The sequence below is a fragment of the Polaromonas potterensis genome, from assembly GCF_033446725.1.
Classification (GTDB): domain Bacteria; phylum Pseudomonadota; class Gammaproteobacteria; order Burkholderiales; family Burkholderiaceae_C; genus Polaromonas.
Window position 1 is genome coordinate 219,510 of record NZ_JAWQLX010000001.1, and the last position, 16,420, is coordinate 235,929.

General features: G+C 62.3%; 14 protein-coding genes. 10 read left to right on the plus strand and 4 right to left on the minus strand.

Annotated features, from left to right (window positions below; translation table 11 throughout):
• Positions 1-18: 18 nt before the first annotated feature.
• Positions 19-2,973 (minus strand): DNA topoisomerase III, encoded by a 2,955-nt coding sequence (locus R6254_RS01025; RefSeq protein ID WP_318403740.1) that lies wholly within the window; start codon positions 2,971-2,973, stop codon positions 19-21.
• Positions 2,970-3,494 (minus strand): TlpA family protein disulfide reductase, encoded by a 525-nt coding sequence (locus R6254_RS01030; RefSeq protein ID WP_318403741.1) that lies wholly within the window; start codon positions 3,492-3,494, stop codon positions 2,970-2,972. Before R6254_RS01030 ends, R6254_RS01025 begins: the two co-directional genes overlap by 4 nt.
• A 74-nt stretch (positions 3,495-3,568) precedes the next feature.
• Here R6254_RS01030 and R6254_RS01035 point away from each other — a divergent pair, with 74 nt between their 5' ends.
• Genes R6254_RS01035 through R6254_RS01045 form a run of 3 tightly spaced genes read left to right on the plus strand, consistent with a single transcriptional unit; the run spans position 3,569 to position 5,815 of the window.
• Positions 3,569-4,258: an SET domain-containing protein gene (locus R6254_RS01035; RefSeq protein WP_412103087.1), complete on the plus strand. Its 690-nt coding sequence runs from the start codon at positions 3,569-3,571 to the stop codon at positions 4,256-4,258.
• A 43-nt stretch (positions 4,259-4,301) separates the two neighbouring features.
• A complete protein-coding gene (locus R6254_RS01040) occupies positions 4,302-5,159 on the plus strand; it encodes a biotin--[acetyl-CoA-carboxylase] ligase (RefSeq protein WP_318403743.1) in 858 nt (285 codons plus the stop codon).
• Entirely contained in the window at positions 5,153-5,815 is a 663-nt protein-coding gene (locus R6254_RS01045) for an SPOR domain-containing protein (RefSeq protein ID WP_318403744.1), read from the plus strand. Before R6254_RS01040 ends, R6254_RS01045 begins: the two co-directional genes overlap by 7 nt.
• 113 nt (positions 5,816-5,928) lie before the next feature.
• Here the strand turns inward: R6254_RS01045 and R6254_RS01050 are convergent, their stop codons facing one another.
• Complete coding sequence (locus R6254_RS01050) at positions 5,929-6,861, minus strand: LysR family transcriptional regulator (protein WP_318403745.1); 933 nt, start codon at positions 6,859-6,861, stop codon at positions 5,929-5,931.
• A gap of 236 nt (positions 6,862-7,097) precedes the next feature.
• On the opposite strand from R6254_RS01050, the gene R6254_RS01055 reads away from it, so the two are divergent.
• The 5 genes from R6254_RS01055 to R6254_RS01075 all read left to right on the plus strand — a co-directional run bounded on the left by R6254_RS01055 (position 7,098) and on the right by R6254_RS01075 (position 13,807).
• Complete coding sequence (locus R6254_RS01055) at positions 7,098-9,284, plus strand: indolepyruvate ferredoxin oxidoreductase subunit alpha (protein ID WP_318403746.1); 2,187 nt, start codon at positions 7,098-7,100, stop codon at positions 9,282-9,284.
• Entirely contained in the window at positions 9,281-10,867 is a 1,587-nt protein-coding gene (locus R6254_RS01060; protein WP_489685524.1) for an indolepyruvate oxidoreductase subunit beta family protein, read from the plus strand. The genes R6254_RS01055 and R6254_RS01060 overlap by 4 nt, the downstream gene beginning before the upstream one ends.
• 82 nt (positions 10,868-10,949) lie before the next feature.
• Complete coding sequence (gene dctP / locus R6254_RS01065; RefSeq protein WP_318403747.1) at positions 10,950-11,927, plus strand: TRAP transporter substrate-binding protein DctP; 978 nt, start codon at positions 10,950-10,952, stop codon at positions 11,925-11,927.
• Positions 11,928-11,957: 30 nt separating this feature from the next.
• The gene (locus R6254_RS01070; protein WP_318403748.1) at positions 11,958-12,488 is read left to right on the plus strand and encodes a TRAP transporter small permease; all 531 of its coding nucleotides are present in this window, start codon (positions 11,958-11,960) and stop codon (positions 12,486-12,488) included.
• The gene (locus R6254_RS01075; protein WP_318403749.1) at positions 12,485-13,807 is read left to right on the plus strand and encodes a TRAP transporter large permease; all 1,323 of its coding nucleotides are present in this window, start codon (positions 12,485-12,487) and stop codon (positions 13,805-13,807) included. Before R6254_RS01070 ends, R6254_RS01075 begins: the two co-directional genes overlap by 4 nt.
• Positions 13,808-14,085: 278 nt before the next feature.
• Here the strand turns inward: R6254_RS01075 and R6254_RS01080 are convergent, their stop codons facing one another.
• The gene (locus R6254_RS01080) at positions 14,086-14,778 is read right to left on the minus strand and encodes a Crp/Fnr family transcriptional regulator (protein ID WP_318403750.1); all 693 of its coding nucleotides are present in this window, start codon (positions 14,776-14,778) and stop codon (positions 14,086-14,088) included.
• A 35-nt stretch (positions 14,779-14,813) separates the two neighbouring features.
• On the opposite strand from R6254_RS01080, the gene R6254_RS01085 reads away from it, so the two are divergent.
• The gene (locus R6254_RS01085) at positions 14,814-15,950 is read left to right on the plus strand and encodes an aminotransferase class V-fold PLP-dependent enzyme (protein ID WP_318403751.1); all 1,137 of its coding nucleotides are present in this window, start codon (positions 14,814-14,816) and stop codon (positions 15,948-15,950) included.
• Entirely contained in the window at positions 15,947-16,420 is a 474-nt protein-coding gene (locus R6254_RS01090) for a hypothetical protein (RefSeq protein ID WP_318403752.1), read from the plus strand. Before R6254_RS01085 ends, R6254_RS01090 begins: the two co-directional genes overlap by 4 nt.

Sequence of the window (16,420 nt, forward strand, 5' to 3'; positions counted from 1 at the left end):
CGGACAGCGCCTGACCGTTTACTCCGCGCTCAGGTGTTTGCCGACAATCCCCGCCAGTTCGAACATCGTCACCTGCGGCTTGCCAAACACGGCCAGCAGCTTGGCATCGGCATTGATCGCACGTTTGTTGGCGGCGTCCTGCAAGCCTTCGGCCTTGATGTAATCCCAGAGTTTTTTGATGACCTGGGTACGCGCCACCGGCTCGGCGCCAATCACCGCGGCGAGGGCATCGCTGGGTTTGAGGCCTGAGCCTGGTTTGGCGACACGTGCAACTTTGGGTTTAGCGGTTTTGGCGGCGGCGACCTTTTTGGCGGCGACTTTCTTGGCGGCAGGCGCTTTCGCCGACTTCACCGCGACGGTCTTGCCAAAGGGTGTTTTCACCGTACCGGTTTTCGCGGCCGCCGGTTTGCGCGGCGGAAACTTCGACGGGGCAAACTCGAAGTTGACCTTGCCGGCTTCGGCATCCCAAGCCAGCATCGCCTTGAAGGGACGGCGTGTGCGCATGGATACAAACTTGTCGAGCAGGTCGGTCTTGCCGGTCGTCAGCAGCTTGACCATTTGTTCACGCTCCACCGGCTGCTGCAGAATCATCTGGCCGGTCTTGAAGTCGCAGCTGGGGGTCGGCTGGGCCAGGGTGGGCACTGATTTTTCGCAGACGTAGTTCTTGCCGTGCTCGAAAACAGAGGCGCCACACTTGGGGCAGGGGCCCAGCGAGGTCTGCGCACTGAAGTCCACAATCTCGCCGGTTTCGGCGTTTTTGTCGTCGCCGAAATCGAACTCCAGCTTGTAGTTTTTGGTTTCTTCGTCGAACTTGATGACCATCTCGGCCGTGAAAGGCCAACCCGCCTTGGAGCGAAAGCCGTCCAGCGGGCCAATGCGTTTGTCGCGCAGAAACTGCTCGACCTCGGCCACTTCAAAGGTCCGGCCGGCCGGGGTTTTGCCGAAGGAGAAGCCGCAGCCGCTTTCGGCGTTCAGACCGCTTTTGCCGGTGCAGGTGTAACGCCTGTAGTTTTCCTTGATGACACCGCCGCAGTTGGGGCAGGGCGCTTGCAGGGTGGCGTAGTCGCCGGGAATCGTGTCCTTGTCGTAACCCTTGGCCTTGTTGACCAGGTTTTCCGTCATGGCGGCGATCTCGGCCATGAAGGTCTCGCGGCTCAACTTGCCTTGTTCCATCTGCGCCAGCTTGTATTCCCACTCGCCGGTCAGGTCGGCGCGCGACAACTCTTCGACGCCCAGGCCACGCAGCAAGGTCATGAGCTGGAAGGCCTTGGCGGTCGGGATCAGCTCGCGGCCTTCACGCAACATGTATTTCTCGGCGATCAAACCTTCAATCGTCGCGGCGCGGGTGGCCGGCGTGCCCAGGCCTTTTTCCTGCATGGCTTCACGCAACTCGTCGTCGTCAATCGTCTTGCCGGCGCCTTCCATGGCGCCCAGCAAGGTCGCTTCCGAATAACGCGCGGGGGGCCGGGTTTTCAGGCCCTTGGCATCCACTGTTTCGGCCAGGACCATCTCGCCGGGTTTGACCGGCACCAGGGTCTTGCTGTCTTTTTCGTCGGTGTTTTCGTCTTCGGCTTCCTTGCCGTAAATCGCCAGCCAGCCCGGCCGGACCAGCACCTTGCCCTCGGTCTTGAAACTGTGGCCCAGCGCCTGCGAAATTCGCGTGGTCACCAGGTATTCGGCACTTGGGAAAAACACCGACATGAAGCGGCGCACCACCAGGTCGTAGAGTTTTTGTTCGGCGTCGCTCAGGCCGCTGGGTGCCTGCAGCGTAGGGATGATCGCAAAGTGATCACTCACCTTGGCATTGTCAAACACACGCTTGGTTGGCTTGATGTAGTTGCCCTTCAGCGCCGTCGCCGCATGCGGCGCCAGGTGTTTCATGTCGCTGTCGGCCAGCATTTCAAAGGTCTGCTTGACCACCGGCAAATAATCTTCGGGCAAGGCGCGTGAATCGGTACGCGGGTAAGTCAGCGCCTTGTGGCGCTCGTACAGGCTTTGCGCAATCGACAACGTGGTTTTGGCCGAAAAGCCAAACTTGCCGTTGGCCTCGCGCTGCAAAGAGGTCAGGTCAAACAGCAGGCCCGAGGCCTGTGTGGTTGGTTTGCTTTCTTCGGTGACGCTGGCGGTCTGGCCGCGCACAGCCTCGGCAATCGCCAGGGCTTCACGTTCGGTCCAGACCCGGTCGGCCTTCAGTTCGGCATCGGGTTCGGCGTTGTCAGCATTGGCCGCGGCTTTTTTCCACTTCGGGTCAAACCACTTGGCGGGGTAGTCACCGGCTTCGGCCCGAAAGCTCGCATGCACTTCCCAGTAGTCGCGGCTGACAAACTTGCGGATTTTTTCCTCGCGCTCGACCACCACCGACAAGGTCGGGGTCTGCACCCGGCCCACCGTTGTCAGGAAAAAACCGCCGTCGCGTGAGTTGAAGGCGGTCATGGCGCGGGTGCCGTTGATACCCACCAGCCAGTCGGCTTCGGAGCGGCAACGCGCGGCGTCGGCCAGCGGCAACATTTGTTCGTCGCTGCGCAAGGAGGCAAAACCTTCGCGAATCGCGGCCGGCGTCATGGACTGCAGCCAAAGCCGTTTGACCGGGTGTTTGCTTTTGGCGTATTGCTGGATCAGCCGGAAAATCAACTCCCCCTCGCGGCCCGCGTCACAGGCGTTGACGAGTTGGCCCACGTCCTTGCGTTTGGCCAGCTTGACGATGGCGTTGAGCCGCGTCTTGGTCTTGTCCATCGGCTTCAGATCGAAGTAGGGCGGAATCACCGGCAGGTTGGCAAAACTCCATTTGCCGCGTTTGACGTCAAATTCTTCGGGCGCCTGGATCTCGACCAGGTGGCCGACCGCCGAGGTGACGATCCAGTCGTCGCTCTCGAAATACTCGTCGTGTTTCTCGAACTTGCCCGCCGTCGGCGTGATGGCACGCACGATGTCCTGCGCCACCGAGGGCTTTTCTGCAATCACCAGAGTTTTCATAAGAACTTCTTCAAACCTTGTACATCTTCGGGGAACATTTCCCCGGCTTCGGCAAATACGACTTTTCCGCTGCGGCCGTCGGCCGCCAGCTTCAGCACCACGACCACCGGCAGTCCGGCCGGTTTCGGCAGGATTTTGGCGACCTCGGGGGTTACCAGGCCTGCGGGAAAGCTGTAGCCCTTGGCCTTCATATAGTTAACGGCGGCGGCAGGCTGTTTATCAATCGACAAGGCCAGCACCTCCAGCCCCTGGGCCCGCTGGGCCCGCCACAAGGCCTCGATATGCGGCGACTGCACCGCACAAAAAGGGCACCAGCTGGCCCACCAGTACACCACAAGCGTCTTGCCACCCACCGCGGCGGGGGTCCAGGCCCGCCCGTCCAGCAAGGTCAGGGCAGGCAGCTTCAAGGTGCTGCCCAGCGGCGGCAAGGGGCTTTCCGAGCCGCGGGCCCAGGCACGCGCGGCCAGACCGGGCGTGGCCAGCGCGGCAAGGGACTGAATCAGGTTTCTTCGATTGAACATCTAGGGACTTTCCGGGCGCATCACTACAATACGGCTTCGCGCGTACGCACGCGCGCACCCGCAGGTGTGCGCACATGCATGAATTAACCATACCAAAAAAAACCGCCGTGTCAAAAACTCTGGTCTTAGCCCCCTCTTCCAGCCCGGCCGCCGGCCCTGTTTTAGCCGCGGGCCGCCGCATTCAAACCCGTGTGTCAGGTGTACATGGCAAGGGCGTGTTTGCCGTGCAGGACCTCGCGGAAGGCGAAACCCTGATCGAATACATCGGCGAAGTGGTCACCTGGAAAGAAGCGCTGCGTCGCCATCCCCACGACCCGAAAGACCCGAACCACACGTTTTACTTCCACATCGACGAAAAACACGTGATCGATGCCAAGTACGGCGGCAACTCCTCGCGCTGGATCAACCACAGCTGCCACCCGAACTGCGAAGCCGACGAAGAAGGCAGCCGCGTCTTTATCAAGGCGCTGCGCAACATCAAGGCCGGCGAAGAGCTGTTTTACGACTACGGCCTGATCATCGACGCGCCCTACACCAAGAAACTCAAGGCCGAGTACCCCTGCTGGTGTGGCGCCCCGGATTGCCGCGGCACCTTGCTCGCGCCCAAAGACGACAAACCGGCCGCCAAAGCCAAAAAGTCGGCCAAAAAGGCCGCCAAGGCGGATAAGGCCGTGAAGGTGAAAAAGGTCGACAAGGCCAAGACGGCCAAGAGCCCGAAAAAAGATAAAAAAGCCGACAAACCGGCGAAAAGCAAAAAGGCTTGAGGCGGCGCCTTCGCGTCCATCATCACGCCCCCAGGCTGCTGCCGTGAGCCCCGCCGCCCCGCCCCCCCCCATCCGCTGGCCCGCCGAGGCCATCTGGGAGGCCGTGGCGCCGGTTTTGCCCGGCTTCACGGTCGAGGTGTTGCCGCAGATTGATTCGAGCAACAGCGAGCTGATGCGGCGTTTCCGCGCCGCCGGGCCGACTGCCGCCGAACCCGTGTTGCTGGTGGCCGAACAACAAAGCGCCGGCCGCGGCCGCATGGGACGCGGCTGGCAAAGCCGGGTCGGCGACAGCCTGACCTTTTCCCTGGGCCTGCCCTTGAAGCCGGCCGACTGGTCCGGCCTGTCGCTGGCGGTGGGCATCAGCCTCGCCGAAAGCCTGGAACCCAAGCACGGCGGCCAGCCGCAGATCCGCCTGAAATGGCCCAACGACCTGTGGCTGAGCAATGCCCAGGGCGAACGCAAGCTGGCCGGCATCCTGGTCGAAACCGCCAGTTGGGGCGAGTTGCGTTATGTGGTCATCGGTGTCGGCCTGAACATCCGTCCGCTGGCACTGGCCGACACCGCCGCGGTCCCCGGCCAGGCCGCGCCTCTGCCGCCTGGCGCGCTGCAGGACTTGTTGCCCGACGTGGACGTGGCACAGGCCCTGGCACAGGTGGCCGCGCCGCTGGTGCAGGCCCTACAGGCTTTCGAGTTGTTTGGTTTTGCGCCCTTCCAGGCGCGTTTTGCGCTGCGTGACGCACTGGCCGGGCGCGCTGTTCGCCTGTCCGACGGCACCGAAGGCATGGCCCACGGCGTTGGCGAAAACGGCGCGCTGCTGGTGCATACTGCGGCTGGCATGCAAGCAATCACCAGTTCTGAAGTCAGCGTTCGGCCCATCGCCGGCCACCCGCCCGCATGTTGAGGCTGGGGGTCCTGCTGCTGGTGCTGGCCAACGCCGGCTACTGGGCCTGGTCGCAAGGCCTGCTGGCTTCTTACGGCCTGGCACCGGCGGTACAAACCGAGCCGCAGCGACTGGGCACCCAGATCCATCCCGAAAGCATCCGCCTGCTGACGCCGGAGGAAGTCAAGAAGCTGGACAACGGCCCCTCGGCCAGCGCCAACACCCCGCCGTCTGAGTGTCTGCAAGCCGGCCTGTTCAACGATCAACAAATCAGCAGCCTGCGCCCTCGCCTGGAAGCCGCGCTGCCGACTGGCAGCTGGCAGCTGGAAAGCAGCACCGAGCCGGCGCGCTGGATTGTCTACATGGGCAAATACACCGAAGAGTCCCTGGTCAAAAAACGCGGTGAACTGCGCCAGCTAGGCGTGGCTTTCCGGGCCGTCCACAACCCGGCCCTAGCACCCGGGCTGGCACTGGCCAGTTTCCCCTTGCAGGCCGATGCCGACAAGGAGCTCGCGCGGATCGCCACCAAGGGCGTGCGCACCGCCAGGGTGGTGCAGGAACGCGCCGAAACCCACGGCCACACCCTCAAACTCGCCGCCGTCGATCCCGCCCAACACGCCCGGCTGGACGCGCTCAAACCACAATTTGAGGGCAAGGCGTTGCAGCCTTGCTCCTGAGGTTTGTCACGACCTCAGTCGCTCCCGTTTTGATAGCTTCTTACGCCCGCTACTAAAGGGTTAGAGGCTTATTTTATGCACAACCCGAGCCCAGCCGGGGCGGCAAACGTGGTTCACACCGCTTCCGCACGTAGCGGCCGCTTGAACAGCTTGTGCACCAGCGCCCGCATCCACTGGTGCGCGGGGTCCTTGTCGGTGCTGCTGTGCCAGACCAGGCGAACCTCGTAGGCCGGCACGCTGGGAATACCCCAGACCCGAAAGTCGTAACGCTGGCGCAGCTTGCGTGCATACATTTCCGGCACGATGGACAACAGATCCGAGCTCAGCGCCAGATCGGGCAAGGCGCCGAAGTGGCGCGCCCTGAGCACAATGCGGTCCTGCAGCTTCATGCGCACCAGCATCTGTTCAACACTGCCGTGAAAAGTTGCGGTGGGCGAAGCCACCACAAACGACGCCTCGGCCAGTTGTTGCGGCGTCAGGGTGCGGCCGCTGCGGCCGGAAGCCGGCCGCCACTGCGGCGCGGCAATCGCCACGTAATGTTCACAAAACAGCAGCTCGGTGCGTATGCCCCGGTGTTTGGGCTGCAAGATGCCGATGGCCAGGTCAATCTCGCGCGCCTCCAGCGCGGCCGCCACATCGGTCGATGCCACCGAGATATTCGACAGGCGCGCGCCCGGCGCCTCGCTGCGCATGGCCCCGGCCAGCTCCGGCAAAAACAGCATTTCTCCGAGGTCCGACAGCGAGAGCTGCCAGTGCATGTCGCTGTGCGCCGGCTCAAACTCTTCGTGGCCCGTGACCACGCTTTCCAGCGCCCGCAACTGCGCCAGCACCGCCGGCGCCAACTGTTCGCACAGGCGGGTGGGTTTCAAGCCCGAGGGCGCACGCACAAACAACTCATCTTCAAAAAAGTCGCGCAGCCGCGCCAGCGCATTGCTGGTCGCCGGCTGGGACAGCGACAAGGCCTTGCCGGCCAGGGTGACCGAGCCGGTGCGGTGAATCGCTGCCAGCACACGCAGCAGGTTGAGGTCGAGCTGACGGAAATTCATCGCGACATCCTTGGTGGAAAATTCTCAGGGTTCTCCCGAATTATTCACAAAACAGATGTGCTGCATCAGAATAATCCATTTGCCGGATGTGATGGTCCTGCGTAAATTCGCCTGAAACAAGAACGCCGCCATGCCGCCAACCCTTTGCCGGCGCACGGCGTCCTCGGACCTCACGGTGATATTCATGCAGCAAAAACAGATTCATCCGGCCCCACGCGCCACCTCGGGTACGCCTCATGGCTGAGCGCTCGTTTGCCAACGAAGTCGAAAAACTGCGCCTGGGCGACGGCGACGAGTTTCGCGGTGAAGGCATCCTGGCCGTCACCAAGGCCTTGCTGCAATCCGGTGTGGCCTATGTGGCCGGCTACCAGGGCGCACCGATCTCGCACCTGATGGATGTGTTGACCGATGCCAACGACATCCTGCAGGAACTGGGTGTGCGCTTCGAGCACAGCGCCTCGGAAGCCACCGCCACCGCCACCTTGGCCGCCTCCGTCAACTACCCCTTACGCGGCGCCGTGACCTTCAAGTCCACCGTCGGCACCAACGTGGCCTCGGACGCACTGGCCAACCTGGCCTCGGGCGGCGTGACCGGCGGCGCCATGCTGATCGTTGGTGAAGACTATGGCGAAGGCTCCAGCATCATGCAGGAGCGTTCCCATGCATTTGCGATGAAGTCGCAGGTCTGGCTGATAGACCCGCGTCCCAACCTCGAAAGTATTGTGCGTGCCGTCGAGATGGGTTTTGAGCTGTCCGAAGCCAGCCGCACACCGGTGATGCTGGAGTTGCGCATACGCGCCTGCCACGTGCACGGTCGTTTTGCGACCAAGGCCAACAAACGGCCCAGCTTCACGCTGAAAGACGCGATAGAAAATCCGCAGCGTGATGCCAGCCGCATCGTGTTGCCACCGGCGAGCTACACCCAGGAACAGGAAAAAATCACCGAGCGCTGGCCCGCCGCGGTGAAGTTCATCCAGCAGCACCAGCTCAACGAGTTTTTTGCCGCCGATGCGAAAGACTTCGGCATCGTCATGCAAGGCGGTTTGTACAACAGCGTCTTGCGTTCGCTGGAATTGCTGGGCCTGGCCGATGCGTTTGGCGAAACGCAAATCCCGCTGTATGTGCTCAACATCACCTACCCGCTGATCGACGACGAGTTCAAACGATTCTGTGCCGGCAAACGCGGCATTTTGCTGGTGGAAGAAGGCCAGCCCGACTTCATCGAGCAAAACGTCAACTCCATGCTGCGCAAGGCAGACCTACAAACCAAGGTCCACGGCAAGGACGTCTTGCCCATGGCCGGTGAGTACACAGGCGGCGTGGTGCTCAAAGGCATCGCACGTTTTATCGAGATCTATGCACCCGAGCTCTTGCAAGGCCACGAGTTGCCGCTGGCAGCCCGGCCGGCGTCCAGCGGCCTGGCGCTGTTGGACGGCAACCCCAAGGCTTTTGCCATTCAGGCCGCCTCGGATGAAGTGCAAGGCCGACCGCCCTCGTTTTGCACCGGTTGCCCGGAGCGCCCCATCTTCACCGCGATGAAGTTGATTGAGCGCGAGCTGGGCCAGCACCATGTGAGCTGCGACATTGGCTGCCATCTGTTTTCCATACTGCCGCCCTTCAACATCGGTGCGACCACCATGGGATATGGCCTGGGCTGGGCCGGCGCCTCGGCCTTTAACACCAGTGAGACGTCCAAACGCACGATTGCCATGATGGGCGACGGCGGCTTCTGGCACAACGGCCTGACCAGCGGTGTCGGCAATGCGGTGTTCAACCAGACCGACAACGTCTTGCTGGTGGTGGACAACGGATATTCGGCCGCCACCGGTGGGCAGGACGTGTTGTCGTCCAAAGCCCTCAACCCGATACGCAGCACCAACAACCCGATTGAAAAAGCCGTGCGCGGCGTCGGTGTGAAATGGGCCAAAACGGTGACCAACACCTACAGCCTGGAACAGATGCGCAATGTGTTGCGCGAGGCCTTGACCACCAAAGAAAAAGGCCCCAAGGTCATCATTGCGCAAAGCGAATGTATGTTGAACCGCCAGCGCCGCGTCAAGCCGCAAATTCGCAAGATGATTGCCGGCGGCGAACGTGTGGTGCGTGAACGTTTCGGCATAGACCCCGATACCTGCACCGGCGACCACTCGTGTATACGCCTGTCGGGCTGCCCCTCGTTGACCATCAAACCGAATCCCGACCCGCTGCGGCGCGACCCGATTGCCACGGTGATAGACAGCTGCGTGGGCTGCGGCCTGTGTGGGGAGGTGGCGCACGCCGCCGTCTTGTGCCCCTCGTTTTACCGCGCCGAAATCATCAACAACCCAACGGCCTGGGATCGCGTCAAGTTGCGACTGCGCACCAGCGTGATTGGCTGGCTGCAAAACCGCATTGAGCGTCGTCTGGAAGGGATTGCAGCATGAACACCACCGAACGCAGCGCCGGGCCGCCCCAAGCAAGTTCAGCCCCTTTGGGGAGCAGCGCATTACACGAAGTGAAAAGCGTGGGGGCTCAAAGCCGTTCCATCACCATAGCGATATTGGCCATGGGTGGCGAGGGCGGTGGCGTCTTGGCCGACTGGCTGGTCGACCTTGCCGAACAAAACGGCTATTTCGCGCAGACAACGTCGGTGCCCGGCGTGGCGCAACGCACGGGCGCCACGGTGTATTACCTGGAAATGTTCCCCGAAGCGGGCGCACCTGTGGGCCGCCTGCCGACCATGGCATTGAGCCCGGTGCCAGGCGAAGTTGATATCGTGATTGCGTCGGAACTGATGGAGGCCGGCCGCGCCTTGCAGCGTGGCCTGGTCACGGCCAAGCGCACCACGTTTATTGCGTCCACGCACCGCGTGTATTCGATGACAGAACGCACGGCCATGGGCGACGGCCGGGTCAACTCCGACAAGCTGCTGGCCGGCGGCCAAGCCGCTGCCCAACTGTTTGTCAGCGCCGACTTTGCCCAACTGGCCGAAAACACCGGCAGCCTGATCAGCCCCACCTTGTACGGCGCCTTGGCCGCCACTGGCCGTCTGCCTTTTACCCGCGCCCAGTTTGAAGACACCATCACACGCGGTGGTGTCGGGGTCAAGTCCAGCCTGAAAGCGTTTGCCGCAGGGTTTGAAGTAGCACAGCAAACCCCGGAGCCTGTGCCTGCCGCCCCACTTGTCGCGCCCATGCCGCCCGTTGGTTCCCGCCTGGCGGCACTGGCCCAACGCATTCAAAAAGACTTTCCGCCGGCCAACCACGCCACCTTGGCCGCCGGCATCACCCGTGCAGCCGACTACCAGGACGTGGCTTACGCCACCAGTTACCTGGACCGCCTGCAGCCGCTGCTGGCCAGCCTGCCAACCGACCCCAAACTTGCTGCCGATCTGATGGACGACACCGCACGCCACCTCGCCTTGTGGATGTCGTACGAAGACACCGTGCGTGTGGCCGACCTCAAAACACGGCGTTCGCGTTTTAACCGCGTGGGCGGCGAAGTCAAACTGAGCCAGACCCAACACCTGGGCATCAACGAGTTTTTGCATCCACGGGTCGAAGAAATTGCCGACACGTTGCCCGCCGGCCTGGGCCGCTGGCTGCTGGCCACACCTTGGGCCCGCGCCTGCATAGCGCCTTTCACGCGCAAGGGCCGCATTGTGCAGACCAGTTCCATCCGTGGTTATTTGCTGCTGTACACCATTGCGGCCATGCGCCCACTGCGCCCCAGGTCCCTGCGTTTTCAGGTCGAGCACCAGCGCATTGACGACTGGCTGGCGACCATCACACGGCTGGCACCCACACAGCCGGCGCTGGCGCTGGAGGTGGCGCGTTCGCAGCGCCTGGTCAAAGGGTATGGCGATACCCATGCACGCGGCTGGCGCAGTTACCAACGTGTCATGGCCAAGCTGCCGCAGTTGCAAACCATGCCGCAAGGTGCGCAGCAGTTGCAGGCATTGAGCCAGGCCGCGCTGGCCGATGACAGCGGCAAGGCGCTGGAACACATGCTGGCGGCCACCGTGTGAGCGACCGTCGTGATTCCCCGCATTGACGGGATTGTGTGCAAGCAGGACCATCAACCGCTAACTAAAACAGGAGACAAGACCCATGAAAATCAGTTCCTTCCAACCCGCCCGGACCGCCGCAGCCCTGCTACTGGCCGCCAGCTTTTCCGCCGGTGCGCTCGCGCAGGAAGTCACGCTGCGGCTCGTCAGCGCCTTTCCTGAAAACGGCATCTACGTGCAGCGCCTGCTGCCGTGGATACAAAAGGTCAATGCCGAAGGCAAGGGTGTCCTGCAGATCAACTTCCTGGGCGGCCCCAAGGCCATCCCGACCTTTGAGGCCGGCAATGCGGTGAAGACCGGCGTGGTGGACATGGCCATGAACACCGGCGCGTTTTACACCAACGTCATGCCCGAAGCCGACTTCCTCAAACTCACACAAATCCCCGTGGCCGAGCAGCGCAAGAACGGCGCGTTTGATGCGATCAACAAGGTCTGGAATGAAAAAGGCAACACGCAATACCTGGCGCGTATGGTGGAGAACCAGCCTTTTCACATCTACACCAACAAGAAGATCGACAAGCCCGACCTGACCGGTCAGAAGATCCGCATCTCGCCGGTGTATCGCGACTTCTTCCAGACCCTCAACGCCAGCGTGGTCACCACCCCGCCGGGCGAGGTCTACACCGCACTGGAGCGCGGCGTGGTGGACGGTTATGGCTGGCCGATTGGCGGCATCTTCGATTTGAACTGGCACGAAAAAACCAAGTTCCGCGTGGACCCCGGTTTTTATGACGCCGAAGTCTCGCTGACCATGAACCTGCCGGCCTACAAAAAGCTCAACGATACACAGCGCAACTACCTGCAAAAACAGTTGCTGGCGCTGGAAGCACAAAACATTTTCTGGACCCAGTACGGCAAGGAAGAAACCGCACGCCAGGAAAAAGCCGGCATCCAGACCATCAAGTTTGATGCCGCCGCCACCAAGGCTTTTTACGACAAGGCGTATGAAATCGGCTGGGCCGGTGCTGCCAAACAAAGCCCCGAAGTGGCGGCGCGTTTCAAAGCTCTTTTCTCCAAATAAGCCCCTCGGGCTCTTTCAGGAACACGCCAGGTGATAGACCGGATCTCGCTTTTGTACGGCCGTTTTCTGGAGCGCCTGGCCCTGCTCGGCTGCGCCATCCTGATGGCCATGATGTTGCTCATCGTGGTGGACGTGGCGCTGCGCAACCTCGCCATCCCCGGCCTGCCCATGGGTCTGGCCTGGAGCACCGAGGTTTCCGAGCTGATGCTTTACCTCATCACCATGTGTGTCGCGCCCTGGCTGCTGCGCCAGGGCCAGCACATCCGGGTCGACATCATGCTGCAGGCGATTCCGCGCCAGCTCGCCTGGTACCTCGAATGGGTGGGCGATGTGATCGGTTTTGCTTGCTGCATCGTGATTGCCTGGTTTGGCACGCAGGCCGCCTGGTCGAGTTATGTATCGGGCGCCGTCAACATCAAGACCCTGGTCACCCCCGAGTGGTGGGCGCTGGCGCCTTTGCCGCTGGTTTTTGTTTTGCTTGGAATTGAAATGATTTTTCGCATGATTCGCCTGCAGCGCGCCGAGCGCGGACCGCGCCACGACGCCGTGGGGTCGGCATGAGTGCCTGGGGCATAGCCGCCTGGCTGATGCTGGGTGGCTCCACCGTGTTGCTGTTTATCGGCATGCCGGTGGCGCTGACCTTCATCACCATCAACATCATCGGTGCCTGGCTCTACATGGGCGGCGAGCCCGGGCTGATGCAGCTGGCGCGCAGCAGCGTGAGTTCAGTCACGGCGTTTTCACTGACACCGATTCCGCTGTTTGTGCTGATGGGTGAAATCCTGTTTCACACGGGCCTGGCGCTGAAAGTCATTGAAGGTGTGGAGCGCCTGATCAAACATGTGCCGGGCCGCCTGGCCGTGGTGGCTGTGGTGGCGGGCACGGTGTTCTCGGCCATCTCGGGTTCGACGATTGCCACCACCGCCATGCTGGGTTCGTTGATGTTGCCCATCATGTTGTCGCGCGGTTACCACCCGACCATTGCCGCCGGCCCCATCATGGCCATTGGTGCGGTGGACATGTTGATTCCACCTTCGGCGCTGACCGTGTTGCTGGGTTCACTCTCGGGCATCTCGATTTCCAAGCTGCTGATAGGCGGTGTGATTCCCGGCGTGATTTTGTCCATCGCTTTTGTGGCCTGGATTGTGATTCGTGTCAGCATCAGCCCGCAGCTCGCACCCGCCGACAAGGACGAGGTCGTGCAACATCGCGGCTGGGCACGCTGGCATCTATTTTTTGCCTATGTGTTGCCGACGCTGTCCATCTTCGGTGTGGTGGTCGGTGCCTTGGCCGCCGGCTGGGCCACACCCACCGAATGTGCGGCGCTGGGCGCTTTTGCCACCATGCTGCTGGCCGTGTGTTACCGCGCCCTGACCAGGGAGGCCGTGCTAAAAGCGCTCAAGGGCACGGCCGGTATCTCGGGCATGATTTTGTTCATCATCCTGGGCGCCACCACCTTTGCGCAAATTTTGTCCTTTTCGGGCGCCAGCAATGGCATGGTGCAGTTCATCACCGGCCAGGGCCTGTCGACCAACATGATTGTGGTCGGCATGATGTTGATGCTGATTTTTCTCGGCATTTTTGTCGACCAGGTCAGCATGATGATGATCACCTTGCCCATCTTCATGCCCATCGTGCAGGCGCTGGGCATAGACCCGATCTGGTTCGGCGTGATGTTTTTGATCTGCATGCAACTGGGCCTGCTGCTGCCGCCGCACGGCCTGCTGCTGATGACCATGCGCGGCGTGGCGCCGCCCTCGGTCACCATGGGCCATATCTTCATGGCGGTCGTGCCTTATGTGGTGATGAGCCTGATTCTGCTCATCGCCGTGTTCTGGATTCCGCAGATCGCGACCTGGCTGCCCAGGCTGATTGGTTAAGCGGACCTCTCGCTGCTGGCGCGCTGCCCTGGCGCGCCAGTCGCTCCCTTTTTGATAGCTTCTTGCGCCCATATCCATTGGTCTGGAGGCCTAAAAGGCTTAAGAAAACCGCCCGCCCAGGCGGTTTTTCCGTTGTGCTGAAGCGGCTTCTTTCCGCAGGGCACACAGGTCTTGCGCGACTTCAGCGCGCCATTCTTCAAAAAATTTCTGCGCTTGTAAAGCCGTTGACATACGGCGCAGCACGGGGGTTCTAAGCTAGGCGGAAATTCATCCCTGTTTCACAAAGAAATGGTGCGCTGCCTCAAACCCTGGATGTCATGTATCACGCAATGTGCTCCGACCTTGTCCACCAGCCCGTCCTCATGCAGCTGGATCAGGACATTCGATGTCATGACCCGGCTCAGGCCGGCGAGGTTGGCCATCTCCTGGTGTGTGAAGGAGATGCGCAGCGCAATGCCATCGGCCACCGCCTCGCCATACGTCTCCGCCAGCTGCACCAAATGGTAGGCGACCCGTTGCGCAGCACTTGCGTGGCTGAGCAACAGGTTCTGGTTCGCCAGAATACGCAGCTTGACGTTGCCCAGCCAGAGCACCTGGCGCAAGCAGCTGGCATCGCGGCCGAGACACGCCAGAAGCTGTTCGCGCTCCACCTGCCGCAGCACCACGTCCGACGAAGCCACCGCCGTCAACGAGTGTTTGCCGTCCAGAAAAGCACTGCACTCGCCCACCATGCCGTGGGTGCCGACGATCGCCATGTGTTTCTCATGACCAGCCGCCGACATCAGCACCAAACGGACCCGGCCCTGCTCCACCACATACACGTGGTGCACCGCGTCGCCTTGCGAAAAAAGCGTTTGGCCTTTGGCGAACCGCAGCGTGCGTGTGCCTTCGCCGGTCAAGCCCGCCCAGGTAAAACCCGGCAGCTCTATCCACGCCGAGGGAGCGCTGGTCCGTTTTTCATTTCCATCCATCGCCTGAAAGCCTCTCTGCGGTATAGCGTCATTCCATGAAACATCCATTCTCGTCCTATCGATCCCTCTTTCCCATTCTGGAAAACACCGCACAGCTGTCCAGTTGTTCGCAAAGCGCGCTCAGCCTGCCGGTGCGCAGCGCCATCAACGACTACCTCGACGTCTGGCAGCGGCGCGGCGCCGACTGGGGCTACTGGATGGAACAGGTCGCACTCGCCCGTGCGGAGTTCGCCCGCATGATCCACGCCCACGTCGATGACGTGGCGGTGCTGGGCAGTGTGTCCGATGCCGCGTCCAGCATTGCCTCGACCTTGCGTTTGAATGCGGAGCGCAACACCATCGTCACCACCACGCTGGATTTCCCCTCGATCTGCCATGTCTGGCTGGCCCAGCAGCCGCGCGGCGCACAGCTGCGTTTTGTGCAGGCGCAAGCCGGCAACACCGACGCCACCAGCCGCATCACCCGTGCCATCGACAGCCAGACGGCGCTGGTCTCGGTGTCCCAGGCCTGCTTCTACGACGGCCAACTCGTCGACGTGGCGGCCACCGGCCGCCAGGCCAGGGAACAGGGCGCGATCCAGTTTGTCGACGCCTACCAGTCGGCCGGCAGCATGGCCATCGATGTCGCCGCGCAGGACATCGACATCCTGGCCAGCGGCGCACAAAAATACCTGCTCGGCATTCCCGGCATTGCCTTTCTTTATGTGCGACCCGAGCTCGCACGGCGGCTCACACCCTCGGTCACCGGCTGGTTCGGCCGCGTGAATCCCTTTGAGTTCGATCCGACCAAACTGGACTTCGCCGCCGGCGCAACACGTTTTCACACCGGCACACCGCCCATGATGTGCGCCAGCGTGGCCCGTGCCGGCATGCGCCTGCTCAACGAGATCGGCATCCCGGCCATCGAACACTACCTGGGCGACTTGTCCCGCGTCGCCATCGAAGAGGCCGGCCGCCTGGGGCTGTCGATTGCCAGCCCGGTCGCACCCGGCAGCAAAGGGGCGAACACCGCCATAAGGATTCCCAACGCCGCGCAGGTGGAAGAACGTATGCTGCAGGCCGGCTACGTCGTGTCTGCCCGCAACGACGTGATCCGCATCGCGCCGCACTTCTACAACACCGCCGACGAAGTGGTCGGCGCCCTGCGTGAGCTGGCAAGGTTGACCCAATGATGGCCACCCCACCGCCGCCCCCTGAAGCGCACTGCGCCTCTGTGTTGTGCCAGGTGCCGGCACAGCAGGCCTTCGCCTTTCTCGCCGACGGCCTGGCGCTCGGGCAGTGGGCGCTGGGTGCCTGGCACACCGTCGCCGTGGGCGAGGGTGTGGTGCGCGGCCAGTCGCTGTTCGACGACCAGCCCAGCTGGGTGCGCCCGGTCGGCGACCTGGCCCGCCTGACGATCGACTACCACGTGGGTTCTTCACCCGACGCACTGCAGCCGCGCATCAGCGCGGTGGTGCAAGCCGGGGAAACCTTGGGTCGCGGTGCCGATTGCTGCCAGGTCAGCCTGCACGCGATACGCAGCCCGGGCATGGACGACGCACGCTGGCTGCGCCTGGTGCGTTGCCACGAGGTAGAGGTGTTGCTGATCGAAGCGCGCCTGGCCCTGCAGGCGGCAAGTGCCGTCCTGCGCGACAACACGTAA

Coding starts and splice junctions, on each gene's coding strand:
- R6254_RS01025 (WP_318403740.1), bottom strand. CDS start 2,973: ATGAAAACTCTGGTGATTGCAGAAAAGCCCTCGGTGGCGCAGGACATC.
- R6254_RS01030 (WP_318403741.1), bottom strand. CDS start 3,494: ATGTTCAATCGAAGAAACCTGATTCAGTCCCTTGCCGCGCTGGCCACG.
- R6254_RS01035 (WP_412103087.1), top strand. CDS start 3,569: ATGCATGAATTAACCATACCAAAAAAAACCGCCGTGTCAAAAACTCTG.
- R6254_RS01045 (WP_318403744.1), top strand. CDS start 5,153: ATGTTGAGGCTGGGGGTCCTGCTGCTGGTGCTGGCCAACGCCGGCTAC.
- R6254_RS01050 (WP_318403745.1), bottom strand. CDS start 6,861: ATGAATTTCCGTCAGCTCGACCTCAACCTGCTGCGTGTGCTGGCAGCG.
- R6254_RS01055 (WP_318403746.1), top strand. CDS start 7,098: ATGGCTGAGCGCTCGTTTGCCAACGAAGTCGAAAAACTGCGCCTGGGC.
- R6254_RS01060 (WP_489685524.1), top strand. CDS start 9,281: ATGAACACCACCGAACGCAGCGCCGGGCCGCCCCAAGCAAGTTCAGCC.
- dctP (WP_318403747.1), top strand. CDS start 10,950: ATGAAAATCAGTTCCTTCCAACCCGCCCGGACCGCCGCAGCCCTGCTA.
- R6254_RS01075 (WP_318403749.1), top strand. CDS start 12,485: ATGAGTGCCTGGGGCATAGCCGCCTGGCTGATGCTGGGTGGCTCCACC.
- R6254_RS01080 (WP_318403750.1), bottom strand. CDS start 14,778: ATGGATGGAAATGAAAAACGGACCAGCGCTCCCTCGGCGTGGATAGAG.
- R6254_RS01085 (WP_318403751.1), top strand. CDS start 14,814: ATGAAACATCCATTCTCGTCCTATCGATCCCTCTTTCCCATTCTGGAA.
- R6254_RS01090 (WP_318403752.1), top strand. CDS start 15,947: ATGATGGCCACCCCACCGCCGCCCCCTGAAGCGCACTGCGCCTCTGTG.